The organism is Pseudomonas sp. MF6767, assembly GCF_016405475.1.
GTDB classification, from domain to species: Bacteria; Pseudomonadota; Gammaproteobacteria; order Pseudomonadales; family Pseudomonadaceae; genus Aquipseudomonas; species Aquipseudomonas paracarnis.
Map to the genome: position 1 here is coordinate 320,391 of NZ_JAEKCY010000005.1, position 13,446 is coordinate 333,836.

The 13,446-nt window shown below is 61.8% G+C and carries 16 protein-coding genes; all 16 read left to right on the forward strand.

Features of this window, described 5'->3' with window-relative positions; genetic code table 11:
- Position 1 precedes the first annotated feature (1 nt).
- The 16 genes from fliH to JFT58_RS11805 all read left to right on the forward strand — a co-directional run bounded on the left by fliH (position 2) and on the right by JFT58_RS11805 (position 13,159).
- Positions 2-766: a flagellar assembly protein FliH gene (gene fliH / locus JFT58_RS11725; RefSeq protein ID WP_014719350.1), complete on the forward strand. Its 765-nt coding sequence runs from the start codon at positions 2-4 to the stop codon at positions 764-766.
- A complete protein-coding gene (fliI, locus tag JFT58_RS11730; protein WP_054898641.1) occupies positions 756-2,114 on the forward strand; it encodes a flagellar protein export ATPase FliI in 1,359 nt (452 codons plus the stop codon). Before fliH ends, fliI begins: the two co-directional genes overlap by 11 nt.
- Positions 2,115-2,117: 3 nt before the next feature.
- Positions 2,118-2,567, forward strand: coding sequence for a flagellar export protein FliJ (gene fliJ / locus JFT58_RS11735; RefSeq protein ID WP_034126787.1), 450 nt, complete (start codon positions 2,118-2,120; stop codon positions 2,565-2,567).
- Between the two features lie 183 nt (positions 2,568-2,750).
- Entirely contained in the window at positions 2,751-3,056 is a 306-nt protein-coding gene (locus JFT58_RS11740) for an STAS domain-containing protein (protein WP_034126788.1), read from the forward strand.
- A complete protein-coding gene (locus tag JFT58_RS11745) occupies positions 3,053-4,771 on the forward strand; it encodes a fused response regulator/phosphatase (RefSeq protein WP_054898640.1) in 1,719 nt (572 codons plus the stop codon). Before JFT58_RS11740 ends, JFT58_RS11745 begins: the two co-directional genes overlap by 4 nt.
- A gap of 30 nt (positions 4,772-4,801) precedes the next feature.
- Positions 4,802-5,149: an Hpt domain-containing protein gene (locus tag JFT58_RS11750; protein WP_014719347.1), complete on the forward strand. Its 348-nt coding sequence runs from the start codon at positions 4,802-4,804 to the stop codon at positions 5,147-5,149.
- An 84-nt stretch (positions 5,150-5,233) separates the two neighbouring features.
- Positions 5,234-6,538: a flagellar hook-length control protein FliK gene (locus tag JFT58_RS11755; RefSeq protein WP_054898639.1), complete on the forward strand. Its 1,305-nt coding sequence runs from the start codon at positions 5,234-5,236 to the stop codon at positions 6,536-6,538.
- A 262-nt stretch (positions 6,539-6,800) separates the two neighbouring features.
- Positions 6,801-7,301, forward strand: coding sequence for a flagellar basal body-associated protein FliL (gene fliL, locus JFT58_RS11760; RefSeq protein WP_019818373.1), 501 nt, complete (start codon positions 6,801-6,803; stop codon positions 7,299-7,301).
- 9 nt (positions 7,302-7,310) lie between these two features.
- Positions 7,311-8,279 (forward strand): flagellar motor switch protein FliM, encoded by a 969-nt coding sequence (gene fliM, locus JFT58_RS11765; RefSeq protein ID WP_014719344.1) that lies wholly within the window; start codon positions 7,311-7,313, stop codon positions 8,277-8,279.
- A gap of 43 nt (positions 8,280-8,322) precedes the next feature.
- Positions 8,323-8,790 carry a flagellar motor switch protein FliN gene (gene fliN / locus JFT58_RS11770; RefSeq protein WP_003192941.1) on the forward strand — a complete coding sequence of 156 codons (468 nt, stop codon included), beginning with the start codon at positions 8,323-8,325 and terminating at the stop codon, positions 8,788-8,790.
- 1 nt (position 8,791) lies between these two features.
- A complete protein-coding gene (fliO, locus tag JFT58_RS11775) occupies positions 8,792-9,226 on the forward strand; it encodes a flagellar biosynthetic protein FliO (protein ID WP_034126791.1) in 435 nt (144 codons plus the stop codon).
- Positions 9,226-9,969, forward strand: a complete 744-nt coding sequence (gene fliP, locus JFT58_RS11780; protein ID WP_003192937.1) for a flagellar type III secretion system pore protein FliP — start codon at positions 9,226-9,228, stop codon at positions 9,967-9,969. Before fliO ends, fliP begins: the two co-directional genes overlap by 1 nt.
- Before the next feature lie 4 nt (positions 9,970-9,973).
- Positions 9,974-10,243, forward strand: a complete 270-nt coding sequence (gene fliQ, locus JFT58_RS11785; protein ID WP_003192936.1) for a flagellar biosynthesis protein FliQ — start codon at positions 9,974-9,976, stop codon at positions 10,241-10,243.
- Between the two features lie 4 nt (positions 10,244-10,247).
- Positions 10,248-11,033 carry a flagellar biosynthetic protein FliR gene (gene fliR, locus JFT58_RS11790; protein WP_034126792.1) on the forward strand — a complete coding sequence of 262 codons (786 nt, stop codon included), beginning with the start codon at positions 10,248-10,250 and terminating at the stop codon, positions 11,031-11,033.
- Between the two features lie 3 nt (positions 11,034-11,036).
- Positions 11,037-12,173 (forward strand): flagellar biosynthesis protein FlhB, encoded by a 1,137-nt coding sequence (gene flhB, locus JFT58_RS11795; RefSeq protein WP_054920172.1) that lies wholly within the window; start codon positions 11,037-11,039, stop codon positions 12,171-12,173.
- Between the two features lie 782 nt (positions 12,174-12,955).
- Complete coding sequence (locus tag JFT58_RS11805; protein WP_054899100.1) at positions 12,956-13,159, forward strand: cold-shock protein; 204 nt, start codon at positions 12,956-12,958, stop codon at positions 13,157-13,159.
- Positions 13,160-13,446 lie beyond the last annotated feature (287 nt).

Here is a 13,446-nt window from a genome sequence, read left to right on the forward strand (position 1 = left end):
CATGTCGAATAAAGATGAGGCTCCCAGCGATCTGATTCGCGCGCGGGATGTCGGCGGCTTCGACATCTGGTCGCTGCCCAGTTTCGACCCCCATGTGCCGGAGCCCGAGCCTGAACCGGTTGAAGAACCTCCGGCAGAGATGGAAGAAGTGCCACTGGATGAAGTCCAGCCACTGACCCTCGAAGAGTTGGAAACCATTCGCCAAGAGGCCTACAACGAAGGCTTTGCGGCGGGGGAAAAAGACGGCTTTCGCAGCACCACCCTCAAGGTTCGCCAGGAGGCCGAAGCGGCGCTGGCCACCAAGTTGGGTAGCCTGGAGCGCCTGATGGGCAACCTGTTCGACCCTATCGCCGAACAGGACTCGCAGCTGGAAAAATCTATGGTTGGCCTGGTGCAGCACATTGCTCGTCAGGTGATCCAGCGCGAGCTGGTGCTCGATTCCAGCCAGATCGAAGGCGTGATGCGTGAAGCCCTCAAGCTGCTGCCCCTGGGCGTCGGCAATGTGCGGCTGTACATCAACCCGCAAGATTTCGAACAGGTCAAAGCCCTGCGCGAGCGTCATGAAGAAACCTGGCGCATCGTCGAAGACGCTTCGTTGCAGCCCGGTGGTTGCCGTGTCGAAACCGAGCACAGCCGCATTGACGCGACGGTGGAAACCCGTATCAGCCAGATCATGGCCAAGTTATTTGATCAACTGCATGAACAGGCCCTGCATCCCGCCGAGCCTGACCTGAGCGTTGACCTGGACGCCACCGATGCGCCTTGATCGCACCAGCTTCGCCAAGCGCCTGGGCAGCTACGCCGAGGCCACCGAGTTGCCGGGCCAGCCGGTTCTTGAAGGGCGTTTGTTGCGCATGGTCGGCCTGACCCTGGAAGCCGAGGGTCTGCGCGCCGCCATGGGCAGCCGCTGCCTGGTGATCAACGACGACAGCTACCACCCGGTGCAGGTCGAAGCCGAGGTGATGGGCTTTTCCGGCAGCAAGATTTTCCTGATGCCGGTGGGCAGCCTGGCGGGTATCGCTCCCGGCGCCCGCGTGGTGCCGCTGGCCGACACTGGCCGCCTGCCCATGGGCATGAGCATGCTGGGCCGCGTACTCGACGGTGCCGGCCGTGCGCTGGACGGCAAGGGCGGCATGAAGGCCGAAGACTGGGTGCCGATGGACGGCCCCACCATCAACCCGCTCAAGCGCAACCCCATCAGCGTGCCGCTGGATGTGGGCATTCGCAGCATCAACGGTTTATTGACGGTCGGTCGCGGCCAGCGCCTGGGCCTGTTCGCCGGTACTGGCGTGGGTAAGTCGGTGTTGCTGGGCATGATGACGCGCTTTACCGAGGCCGACATCATCGTGGTGGGGCTGATCGGCGAGCGGGGCCGCGAAGTGAAGGAGTTCATCGAGCACAGCCTCGGTGAAGAAGGGCTCAAGCGTTCTGTTGTCGTCGCTTCTCCGGCAGACGATGCACCGTTGATGCGCCTGCGTGCGGCGATGTACTGCACGCGCATCGCCGAATATTTTCGCGACAAGGGCAAGAACGTCCTGTTGCTGATGGACTCCCTCACGCGTTTCGCCCAGGCCCAGCGCGAGATCGCTTTGGCCATCGGTGAGCCGCCCGCGACCAAGGGTTACCCCCCGTCGGTATTTGCCAAGCTGCCCAAGCTGGTAGAGCGTGCCGGTAATGCCGAAGCCGGCGGTGGCTCGATCACCGCGTTCTACACCGTGTTGTCTGAAGGCGACGACCAACAGGACCCGATTGCCGACTCGGCCAGGGGCGTGCTCGACGGCCACATCGTGCTGTCGCGGCGCCTGGCGGAAGAGGGGCATTACCCAGCCATCGATATCGAAGCGTCCATCAGCCGGGTGATGCCGGCGGTGGTCACGCCGGAGCATATGGCCCGTGCCCAGCAGTTCAAGCAGCTGTGGTCGCGCTACCAGCAAAGCCGTGACCTGATCAGCGTCGGCGCCTATGTGGCCGGTGGCGACCGCGACACTGACCTGGCCATCGCCTTGCAGCCGCAACTGGTGACTTACCTGCGCCAGGGTCTCAACGACAAGATCACCATGGGCGAGAGCCAGTCGCACTTGCAGTCCATCTTCGCCCCGGCGCCGGGCGGCTAATCCATGGCCAACAGCCGCGCCGCACGCCTGGCCCCGGTGGTGGACATGGCCGAAAAGGCCGAGAAAGCCGCCGTACAGCGCCTGGGTTACTTCCAGGGCCAGGTGCGGTTGGCCCAAAGCAAGCTGGGCGACCTGGAGCGTTTTCGTGGCGAGTACCAACAACAGTGGATCGAGCGCGGCAGCCAGGGTGTTTCTGGCCAGTGGCTGATGGGGTACCAGGGCTTTCTCAATCAGCTTGAAACCGCCGTCGGCCAGCAACGCCAGAGCCTGGCCTGGCACGAGACCAACCTCGACAAAGCCCGCGAGGCCTGGCAACAGGCGTTTGCCCGGGTCGAGGGGCTGCGCAAGCTGGTGCAGCGCTACATCGACGAAGCGCGAGCCATCGAAGACAAGCGCGAGCAAAAACTGCTCGATGAATTGTCCCAGCGCCTTCCCCGCCCAGAACAGTTCTAACCGGCACCACAAATCCAGTGTGGGAGCTGGCTTGCCTGCGAAAGCGGTGGTTCAGTTAAAGATTCAGTGGCTGACACGCCGCCACCGCAGGCAAGCCAGCTCCCACAGTTGATTCACTGTGTTGCTCAGATGCTCTTCAACTGCTACACCTTGTGTCTAGTGCAATGACAAGGAAGCAGTCACATGTCAGTCGAGTCAGAAGTATCCCTGGACGGGAAGAAGTTGACGATCGCAATCAAGGGCCGGTTCGATTTCGGCAGCCACCAGGCGTTTCGGGAAGCCTACGAGCGTTTCTACAAGGTCCCCGAGACCTATATCGTCGACCTCAAGGATGCCACCTATATGGACAGTTCAGCCCTCGGCATGCTGCTGTTGCTACGGGATCATGCCGGCGGTGATGACGCCGAAGTCAGAGTGATCAACAGCAGCAACGACGTGCGCAAGATCCTCGCCATCTCCAACTTCGACAAACTGTTCGATATCAATTGAGCGCCCTGGCCCCGGTCCTGGAGGCGCTGACCATCCTGATCGCCGAAGACAGCGCCGCCGACCGCCTGTTGCTGGCGAGCATCATCCGCCGCCAGGGCCATCAGGTGCTGACTGTCAGCAATGGCGCCGAAGCGATTGAGGTGTTTGCCCGCGAGCGTCCGCAACTGGTGTTGATGGACGCACTGATGCCAGTCATGGATGGCTTTGAAGCCGCGCGGCAGATCAAGCAACTGGCGGGGGAGGCGCTGGTACCGATCATCTTCCTCACGTCGCTGCGCGAAAGCGAAGCCCTGGCCCAGTGCCTGGACGCCGGCGGCGATGACTTTCTGCCCAAACCCTATAACCCCTTGATCCTGGCGGCGAAGATCAACGCCATGGACCGCCTGCGCCGCCTGCAGGCCACGGTTTTGCAACAGCGTGACCTGATCGCCAAACACCACGAACACCTGATGCATGAACAGCGGGCGGCCAAGGCGGTGTTCGACAAGGTCGCCCATTCCGGTTGTATCAACGCCGCGCCCAACATCCGCTACCTGCAATCGCCTTATGCGTTGTTCAACGGTGACCTGTTGCTGGCGGCCTACACACCGTCCGGCGATATGCACGTGCTGCTAGGGGATTTCACTGGCCATGGCTTGCCGGCCGCCATCGGCGCCATGCCCCTGGCCGAGGTGTTCTACGGCATGACCGCCAAGGGCTATGGCCTCACGCAGACCCTGCGGGAAATGAACGCCAAGCTCAAGCGTATCCTGCCGGTAGACATGTTCTGCTGTGCCACCTTGCTGTGCCTGAGCGCCCAGCGGCGTGCGGTGGAGGTGTGGAACGGCGGCATGCCCGAAGGCTATGTGCATGAAGTCGCCACGGGCAGGCGCACGCCATTGATGTCGCGGCACCTGCCGTTGGGGGTGTTGTCGGCAGAGGCGTTCGATGACAGCACCGAGGTCTGGCCCATGGCGTTGGGCGACCGGGTATTCCTGCTCTCCGACGGCGTGCTGGACACCGCTGACGCCAACGATCAACTGTTCGGTGCCGAGCGCTTGCAGCAGGTGTTCGCCGCCAACCGCGAGCCCGACCGCCTGTTCGAGGACATCGAGCAGGCCCTGGCGGCCTTTCGCGGCCAGGCGCGCGATGACGTCAGCATGGTCGAGATCACGTTGCAGGCGGGCCAACCCTTGCGGGCGGCAGAACCGATGTATGCCGACAGCGGCCAGTCGTGCCCGCTGGATTGGTCGGTGAGTTTCGAATTCCGCGCCCAGACGCTCAGGACCTACAACCCGCTGCCGTACCTGCTGCAACTGCTGTTGGAGATCCACGGCCTGCGCGAGCAGAGCGGGGCGCTTTACAGTGTGATGGCCGAGTTGTATTCCAACGCGCTGGAGCATGGCGTGCTGGGCCTGGACTCACGCCTCAAGCGCGATGCCCAAGGGTTTGCGCAGTATTATCGCCAGCGCCATGAGCGCCTGGCGCAGTTGGACAGCGGCTATGTGCGCGTGCATATGCAGGTGGTGCCCACCGACAAGGGCGGCAAACTGACCTTGCGCCTCGAAGACAGCGGGCAGGGTTTTGATGTGGAGCAAGAGCTGGCGCGCCCCGTAGACATCGACCGTCTGTCTGGTCGGGGACTGAGCCTGGTGCGTCAACTGAGCAGCGCTGTAGGCTGGTCCGATGGCGGGCGCACTGTCTACGTGGAGTTTTGTTGGGCGGCTCTGGCATAATCCGCCGATTCTTGATCAAGGAGCGAGCAAGTGGCTGAGATTCATATGGACCCCGAGGTGTTGTCGGGTTTGCAGGAAGTCATGGAAAGCGAATACCCCACGCTGCTGGACACCTTTCTGCATGATTCTGAAGAGCGCGTGCAAGCGCTGCGCAAGGCGCGGGACGACGCCAAGACGTTGGGGCGCATCGCACACAGCTTCAAGGGCAGCAGTGGCAACTTGGGGGCGCTGCGGTTGGCAACGTTGTGTGAGCGGTTGGAGACCGAGTCCTTCAAGTCTGCTTCCGACTTGGGGGCGTTGGTGGATCAGATTGATCGTGAGTTTGCGCTGGTTCGGCCGCTTTATGAGCATGAACGGGAGCGGTTTTCTGGGGTTTGATATTTTATCGGCCTGACTTGGCCCGACTCTTGCTCTACCTCCACAGACTGCATTCCCGACCCCATGCAGTGGAGACCCTTACTTATGCCCGTCGCTCCCAATTCGCTTCTTCAGGCTGCCGCTGCGGCCAAGCCTCAAGCGCCGGCCGCCACGCCTGCCGTAGCGCCTGCGGCTCCGCGGGACAAGGGCGCTGGCTTCGCTCAAGTGTTTGCCAAGCAAGCTGCCAAGCCGCAGGCCAAGAGCGACGACGCGCCAGCCAAACCGGTGCGCGACAAGGCTTCTGATGCCAGCGCCAAACCGGCCGCCGGCGACGATAAACCTGCCGCCAGCGCGCCAGCGGTTGCCGATAGCGGCAATCCCTTGCCTGCCAAGCCGGCCAAGAGCGACGACCACGCTGACAGTGAAGGCGAGCCACCTGCCGACCCGTCCCTGGCACTGCAACCGGTTGCCGACCCGGCGCTGGTTGCCACCTTGACGCCTGTGGCGGTGCCTGTGCCCGTACAAGCGCCTGCCGTTACGGCCGCAGATGACAACGCCCAGCCGCTCATCGCGGTAACCGAGGAGCCCAAGCAGCCGGCCTTCGACCCTGAGGCCGACCCGCTGGATTCGATGCCGGCCGTGCGCCTGGCGATGGAGCAGGGCGGTCATGTCTCGGCCAGCAGCCAGGCGCCGCAGAAAGGCGCGCCTGCCACCCAGGACCAGCCGACCGCCGCGCAGAGCTTTGCCGCCGGCCTGGCCAACATGGTCGACCAGCAAGCCACCAAGGACAGCACCGATCAGGGAGGCGACAAGGCCTTCGGCGCGCTGATCGATGACGGCCTCAAGGACCTCAAGAACGCCAGCAGCGACACCCGTGTGGATGACTTCGCCAACCGCCTGGCGGCGCTGACCCAGGCGGCCACGCCGAAAACCGCGAATGCCTTGCCGCCCGTCCCCAATGCGCCCCTGGCCATGCACCAGAGCGGCTGGACCGAGGAGGTGGTCAACCGCGTGATGTATCTGTCCAGCGCCAACCTCAAGTCGGCTGAGATCCAGTTGCAGCCCGCTGAGCTGGGGCGCCTGGACATCAAGGTCAACATGACGGCGGACCAGCAGGCCCAGGTCAACTTCATGAGCGGCCATGCGGTGGTGCGTGAAGCGCTGGAAAGCCAGTCTGGCCGTTTGCGCGAGATGTTTGCCCAGCAGGGCATGGGGCAGGTGGATGTGAATGTCTCCGACCAGTCGCGGGGCCAGGACCAGCAGCAACAGCAGAGCCAGGCGCGAGGCGTCAGTAGCAGCGGCAGGCGCGCTGACAGCGGCGACGCCGGTGGCCCTGTGGATGTGGCCGAAGTGGCAGCGCCCGTGAGCCAGAGCGTGATCGGCTCCAGCGCCGTCGACTACTACGCCTGACTTCCTGCTCAAACCCGGTCAATGTGGGAGCTGGCTGATCGTTCCCACGCTCTGCGTGGGAATGCCACCCCGGACGCTCCGCGTCCCGAAGTCGGCGATGTTTTCGACCATTGCACACGGTGACGCGAAGCGTCACAAGATGCATTCCCACGCAGAGCGTGGGAACGATCATCTTCCTGCGCCTGCCAGACAACTCTGGCATAACACTTGCTCTTGCCTTGCCATAGATCTACGAATCCCCGAATAGTGACGGATTATTGGCATGGCGAAGAGCGACGACGCAGCAACTCCCCCCGCAGGCAAAGGCAAGCTCAAGCTGATCCTGTTGATTGTGCTGGGCCTGCTCCTGGCGATCGGTGCCTCGGTGGGCGGCACCTGGTACATCATGCACAGCAGTGCGAGTAAACCGGCGCCCACCGCCGAAACTGCCACGAACGTCAAGCAACCGGCAATCTTCGAGCAGATGCTTCCGGCCTTTGTCGCCAACTACAACCAGAATGGTCGTCAACGCTACCTGCAGGTGAGCATCACCTTGCTGGCGCGCAACCAGGCGGACCTCGATGCCCTCAAGGTGCATATGCCGGTGATCCGCAACAACCTGGTGATGCTGTTCTCCGGGCAGAGCTTCGACAGCCTGGCCACGCCAGTCGGCCAGGAAATGTTGCGCCAGAAGGTCACTGCCAGCGTGCAGGAAGTGGCCCAGAAAGAACTCGGCAAAGTCGTGGTCGAGCAGGCGCTCTTCACTAACTTCGTATTGCAGTAGGATCACGACATGGCCGTGCAAGACCTGCTGTCCCAGGATGAAATCGATGCGCTGTTGCATGGCGTGGACGATGGTCTGGTACAGACCGAAATGGCTGCCGAACCCGGCAGCGTCAAAAGTTATGACCTGACCAGCCAGGATCGCATCGTGCGGGGACGCATGCCGACCCTGGAGATGATCAACGAACGCTTTGCCCGCTACACCCGCATCAGCATGTTCAACATGCTGCGCCGCTCGGCGGACGTGGCCGTGGGCGGCGTGCAGGTGATGAAGTTCGGTGAATACGTGCACTCGCTGTACGTGCCCACCAGCCTCAACCTGGTCAAGATCAAGCCGTTGCGCGGCACTGCGCTGTTCATCCTCGACGCCAAGCTGGTGTTCAAGCTGGTGGACAACTTCTTCGGTGGCGACGGCCGTCACGCCAAGATCGAAGGGCGTGAATTCACCCCCACCGAACTGCGGGTGGTACGCATGGTGCTGGAGCAGGCCTTCATCGACTTGAAGGAAGCCTGGCAGGCGATCATGGAGGTCAATTTCGAGTACATCAACTCGGAAGTGAACCCGGCCATGGCCAACATCGTCGGCCCCAGCGAGGCCATTGTGGTGTCGACCTTCCACATCGAACTCGATGGCGGTGGCGGCGACCTGCACGTGACCATGCCTTACTCGATGATCGAACCGGTGCGCGAAATGCTCGACGCCGGCTTCCAGTCCGACCTCGACGACCAGGACGAACGCTGGGTCAAGGCCCTGCGCGAAGACCTGCTGGACGTCGACGTGCCGCTGAGCGCCACCGTGGCCCGCCGCCAGTTGCGCCTGCGCGATATTTTGCACATGGCGCCTGGGGACATCATCCCCGTCGACTTGCCGGAAGAGCTGATCATGCGCGCCAACGGCGTGCCGTCGTTCAAGGTCAAGCTCGGTTCCCACAAGGGCAACCTGGCGCTGCAAGTGGTTGAGCCGATCAACCGCCGCTGATTCAACCCCAATTCATGATTGTTTGCTGCGCCGAGGACATGTAATGGCTACCGAACACGAAAACACTTCCGCCGAAGACCAGGCCCTGGCTGACGAGTGGGCTGCGGCCCTGGAAGAAACCGGCGATGTTGGCCAGGACGACATCGACGCGCTGCTGGCCGCCGACGCCGCCACCGCGCCGGCCGGCAACCGCCTGGCCATGGAAGAATTCGGCAGCGTGCCGAAGAACAACGACCCGGTGAGCCTCGATGGCCCGAACCTGGATGTGATCCTCGACATCCCGGTGTCGATTTCCATGGAAGTGGGCAGCACCGAAATCAACATCCGCAACCTCTTGCAGCTCAACCAGGGCTCGGTGATCGAACTGGACCGCCTGGCCGGCGAGCCATTGGACGTGCTGGTCAACGGCACCCTGATTGCCCATGGCGAGGTGGTGGTGGTCAACGAGAAGTTCGGCATCCGCCTGACCGACGTGATCAGCCCGAGCGAACGCATCAAGAAGTTGCGCTGAGATGAAGTACTCGATGGCGGGACTGTTGCTGGCGCTGCCATTGAGCGCCTTGGCGGCTGAGCCGGTGGCGCAGGTGGCTGCGGCGCCAGCGGTCGGCAGCGTCGGCGGGCAGTTGACGCAACTGGTGCTGGGCCTGTTGCTGGTGATCGGCCTGATCTTCCTGCTGGCCTGGTTGATGCGCCGCGTGCAGCGCATCGGCCCGGGCAACGGCCAAGTGATAGAGCTGGTGGGCTCGCGCGCCCTCGGCCCGCGTGATCGGCTGGTGCTGGTGCAGGTGGGCGAAGAGCAGATCCTGCTCGGCATCACCCCCGGCCGCATCACCCCGCTGCATGTACTCAAGACCCCGGTGGACGCGGTCAAGACCGAAGCCGCCACGCCAGAATTCGCCCAGCGCCTGATGGAGTTGCTGGGCAAGGATCAGAAGGATAAGAAGTAATGCGCGTTTTGTTGACGCTCATGCTGTTGCTGGCCGCGCCGATGGCCCTGGGCGCCGACCCGTTGTCGATCCCGGCGATCACCTTGGGCACCAACGCGGCGGGCGCCCAGGAATATTCGGTCAGCCTGCAGATCCTGCTGATCATGACGGCGCTGAGTTTCATCCCAGCGTTCGTCATGCTGATGACCAGCTTTACGCGGATCATCATCGTCTTCTCGATCCTGCGCCAGGCCCTGGGCCTGCAGCAGACGCCGTCGAACCAGATCCTCACCGGCATGGCACTGTTTTTGACACTGTTCATCATGGCGCCGGTGTTCGACAAGGTGAACCAGCAAGCCCTGCAACCTTATCTGGCGGAAAAGCTCACAGCCCAGGATGCCATCGACAAGGCCCAGGGCCCGATCAAGGACTTCATGTTGTCGCAAACCCGCTCCAGCGACCTTGAGCTGTTCATGCGCCTGTCCAAGCGCACCGACATCGCCACCCCGGACCAGGCGCCGCTGACCATCCTGGTACCCGCGTTCGTCACCTCCGAATTGAAGACCGCGTTCCAGATCGGTTTCATGATCTTCATCCCGTTCCTGATCATCGACTTGGTGGTGGCGAGCGTGTTGATGGCCATGGGTATGATGATGCTGTCGCCGCTGATCATCTCGTTGCCGTTCAAGATCATGCTGTTTGTGCTGGTGGACGGTTGGGCGCTGATTATTGGCACCCTGGCCGGCAGTTTCGGAGGGGTATAGCGCTATGACGCCAGAAGTCGCCGTCGACCTGTTCCGCGAAGCGCTGTGGCTGACCACCCTGATGGTCGCCGTGCTGGTGGTGCCGAGCCTGTTGGTGGGCCTGCTGGTGGCGATGTTCCAGGCCGCCACCCAGATCAACGAACAGACCCTGAGCTTCCTGCCGCGACTGCTGGTGATGCTGGTGACATTGATCGTTGCCGGCCCGTGGCTGGTGCAAACCTTCATGGAATACATCCTGCAGTTGTACGGCAGTATTCCGCAGTTGATCGGCTGAGCCGATGCAATCGTTGCTGGCCTTGACCGACACCCAGATCAGTACCTGGGTGGCCTCGTTCATCCTGCCGCTGTTTCGCGTCACGGCGATGCTGATGGCCATGCCGGTGTTCGGCACCACCCTGGTTCCGCGTCGCGTGCGCTTGTATTTCGCGGTGGCGATCACCGTGGTAATCGTGCCTGGCCTACCACCGATGCCGCCGGTGAACGCCCTCGACCTGAGCGCCTTGCTGCTGATTGCCGAACAGATTCTGATCGGTGCCATGCTGGGGTTTTCCCTCATGCTTTTCTTCCAGGCGTTTGTGATCGCCGGGCAAATCATCTCGATCCAGATGGGCATGGGCTTCGCGTCCATGGTCGACCCCACCAACGGCGTGTCGGCGGCGGTGATAGGGCAGTTCCTGACCATGCTGGTGACCTTGCTGTTTCTGGCCATGAACGGTCATCTGGTGGCGTTCGAAGTCTTGACCGAAAGCTTCACCACCTTGCCGGTGGGCTCGGGGTTGGTGGTCAACCATTTCTGGGAGCTGGTGGGGCGCCTCGGCTGGGTACTGGGGGCTTCGCTGTTGCTGGTGCTGCCGGCGATCACTGCGCTGCTGGTGGTCAATATCGCCTTCGGCGTGATGACCCGTGCGGCGCCGCAACTGAATATCTTCTCGATTGGTTTCCCGCTGACCCTGGTGTTGGGTATGGGGATTTTCTGGGTCGGCCTGGCTGACATTCTCAATCAGTATCAACCGCTGGCCACCGATGCCTTGCAGTTCTTACGTGACCTGGCACGGGCGCGCTGAGCCATGGCCGAGAGCGAGAGTGGTCAGGACAAAACAGAAGACCCCACGGAGAAACGTAAAAAGGACTCCAGGGAAAAGGGCGAGATCGCGCGCTCCAAAGAGCTCAACACCTTCGCCACCATGATCGCCGGCGCCGGTGCCTTGCTGATCTACGGCGGTGGCCTGGCGCTGGACCTGCTGGAGATGATGAAGCACAACTTCAGCTTGCCGCGCGAAGTGTTGCTCAACCCCGATGCCATGGGCCAGTACCTGCTGCACTCGGGCAAAATCGCGCTGCTGGCGGTGCAACCGATCCTGATCACCTTGTTGCTGGCCGCGCTGATCGGCCCGGTGGCCCTCGGCGGTTGGCTGTTTGCCGCGGGCAGCATGGCGCCCAAGTTCAGCCGCATGAACCCGGGGGCGGGGCTCAAGCGCATGTTTTCCGCCAAGGCCCTGGTGGAATTGCTCAAGGCCCTGGCCAAGTTTTTCCTGATTCTGTTCGTGGCGCTGGCGGTGTTGTCGTCCGACATCGACGATTTGCTGCGCATTGCCCATGAGCCGCTGGAATCAGCGATCATCCACAGCGTGCAAGTGGTGGGCTGGAGTGCGCTGTGGATGGCGGCCGGGCTGATCCTCATCGCCGCCGTGGATGCGCCGATCCAGTTGTGGGAAAGCCACAAGAAACTGCTGATGACCAAGCAGGAAGTGCGCGACGAGCACAAGGACCAGGAAGGCCGCCCCGAGGTCAAGCAACGCATCCGCCAACTGCAGCGGGAAATGTCCCAGCGCAAGATGATGGCCTCGGTGCCCGACGCCGATGTGGTCATCACCAACCCGACTCACTACGCCGTAGCGCTTAAGTACGACCCGGAGAAGGGCGGCGCACCGATGCTGCTGGCCAAGGGCAGTGATTTTACCGCGTTGAAAATCCGCGAAATCGCGGTGGCCAACGACATTCTGTTATTGGAGTCGCCAGCATTGGCGCGCTCGATTTTCTACTCCACCGATCTGGACCAGGAAATCCCCGCCGGCTTGTACCTGGCCGTTGCACAGGTACTGGCCTACGTTTACCAAATCCGTCAATACCGCGCCGGCAAGGGCAAGCGGCCTGATCCGCTCAAGGATTTGCCGATCCCGCCGGACCTGCGTCGCGATTCCTGAACGCTGCTGCTCACTGTAGGAGCGAGCTTGCTCGCGAAAAACTCACCGTCGCCGCGTTCATCCTGACTTCCCGCGTTATCGTTACCCACCTTCGCGAGCAAGCTCGCTCCTACAGTGGTGTGCTGTTTACCTGTCAACTTTGACAGTAGCCATTACGCCGCCTTCACTGTTTGATACAGCGATGAGGCGTGCAGCTCTGCACGACTCGGGAGGCGGTGATGGATAGGGGTACGGTCAGGTGGTTTGATGCGGTCAAAGGCATCGGCTTTATTGCCCGGGATCGCGATGGCAACGAGGTTGCCGTTCAGTCGACAGGCGCTCAACACGGTAACGTTCCACCCACCCCTCCCAAACCGCGAAAACCCCGCAAGCGCAAGAAACCCTCGGATGCATGAATCTTCTGCTGTTCCACCGCTACCACCCATCGGCAGCTCACGTCTACCTGTCAACTTTGACAGTAGCCAAAGGATGTTTCCCGTTGTTCTATGACTGAACCAAACACTGCGCGTATGTAGTAAACGAGATGCAGGGAGAGCGGGATTGAAGGTGGCTACGGGAACTGTCAAATCCTATGACTGGGTCAGGGGCGATTGGCTGATCGAATTGGATGACGGGGCAGAAGAGGTATTTATCAATCGCAAGGATTGGCGTTGCACTGCGCTGTCGGTGGGTAAGCCACTGAGGTTTCAAATGGTCCACCGGCCCAAGGGCATCTATGCGTTGCCCGTCAGGGTGCATCACCGGGGTGGGTTGGGTTCTGAGTAAGGGTAAGGAGAGCGGCAATGGCAACGGGTACTGTGAAATGGTTTAACGCGGAGAAGGGGTTTGGTTTTATTGCCCTGGAGGATAGCGGGGATGACGTTTTCGTCCATTACTCGGCAATCCAGTCGCAGGGGCAAAAAATCCTGGAGGAAAACCAAAAAGTAGAATTTGACATCACGCAAGGGCCTAAAGGCCCTCAGGCTGAGAATGTGCGGCCAGTTTAAAAACTGAATCACATGTGGGAGCTGGCTTGATCGTTCCCATGCTCCCGCGTGGGAACGCATCGCGTGACGCTCTGCGTCACCCTTGCAGAGTGCTCAAGTCGTGCGCCTGGCTCGGGACGCGGAGCGTCCCAGGCGGCATTCCCACGCAGAGCGTGGGAGTGATCGAGGGAACCGCGTTATTGTTCTAGCCTCAGGTATCAAGCCTCTTGATCGTTCCCACGCTCCCGCGTGAGGAACGCATCGCGTGACGCTCTGCGTCACCCTTGCAGAGTGCTCAAGTCGTGCGC

Coding starts and splice junctions, on each gene's coding strand:
- JFT58_RS11805 (WP_054899100.1), top strand. CDS start 12,956: ATGGCAACGGGTACTGTGAAATGGTTTAACGCGGAGAAGGGGTTTGGT.
- flhB (WP_054920172.1), top strand. CDS start 11,037: ATGGCCGAGAGCGAGAGTGGTCAGGACAAAACAGAAGACCCCACGGAG.
- fliJ (WP_034126787.1), top strand. CDS start 2,118: ATGGCCAACAGCCGCGCCGCACGCCTGGCCCCGGTGGTGGACATGGCC.
- fliI (WP_054898641.1), top strand. CDS start 756: ATGCGCCTTGATCGCACCAGCTTCGCCAAGCGCCTGGGCAGCTACGCC.
- fliQ (WP_003192936.1), top strand. CDS start 9,974: ATGACGCCAGAAGTCGCCGTCGACCTGTTCCGCGAAGCGCTGTGGCTG.
- fliP (WP_003192937.1), top strand. CDS start 9,226: ATGCGCGTTTTGTTGACGCTCATGCTGTTGCTGGCCGCGCCGATGGCC.
- fliH (WP_014719350.1), top strand. CDS start 2: ATGTCGAATAAAGATGAGGCTCCCAGCGATCTGATTCGCGCGCGGGAT.
- JFT58_RS11755 (WP_054898639.1), top strand. CDS start 5,234: ATGCCCGTCGCTCCCAATTCGCTTCTTCAGGCTGCCGCTGCGGCCAAG.
- fliO (WP_034126791.1), top strand. CDS start 8,792: ATGAAGTACTCGATGGCGGGACTGTTGCTGGCGCTGCCATTGAGCGCC.
- fliM (WP_014719344.1), top strand. CDS start 7,311: ATGGCCGTGCAAGACCTGCTGTCCCAGGATGAAATCGATGCGCTGTTG.
- fliR (WP_034126792.1), top strand. CDS start 10,248: ATGCAATCGTTGCTGGCCTTGACCGACACCCAGATCAGTACCTGGGTG.
- fliL (WP_019818373.1), top strand. CDS start 6,801: ATGGCGAAGAGCGACGACGCAGCAACTCCCCCCGCAGGCAAAGGCAAG.
- fliN (WP_003192941.1), top strand. CDS start 8,323: ATGGCTACCGAACACGAAAACACTTCCGCCGAAGACCAGGCCCTGGCT.
- JFT58_RS11740 (WP_034126788.1), top strand. CDS start 2,751: ATGTCAGTCGAGTCAGAAGTATCCCTGGACGGGAAGAAGTTGACGATC.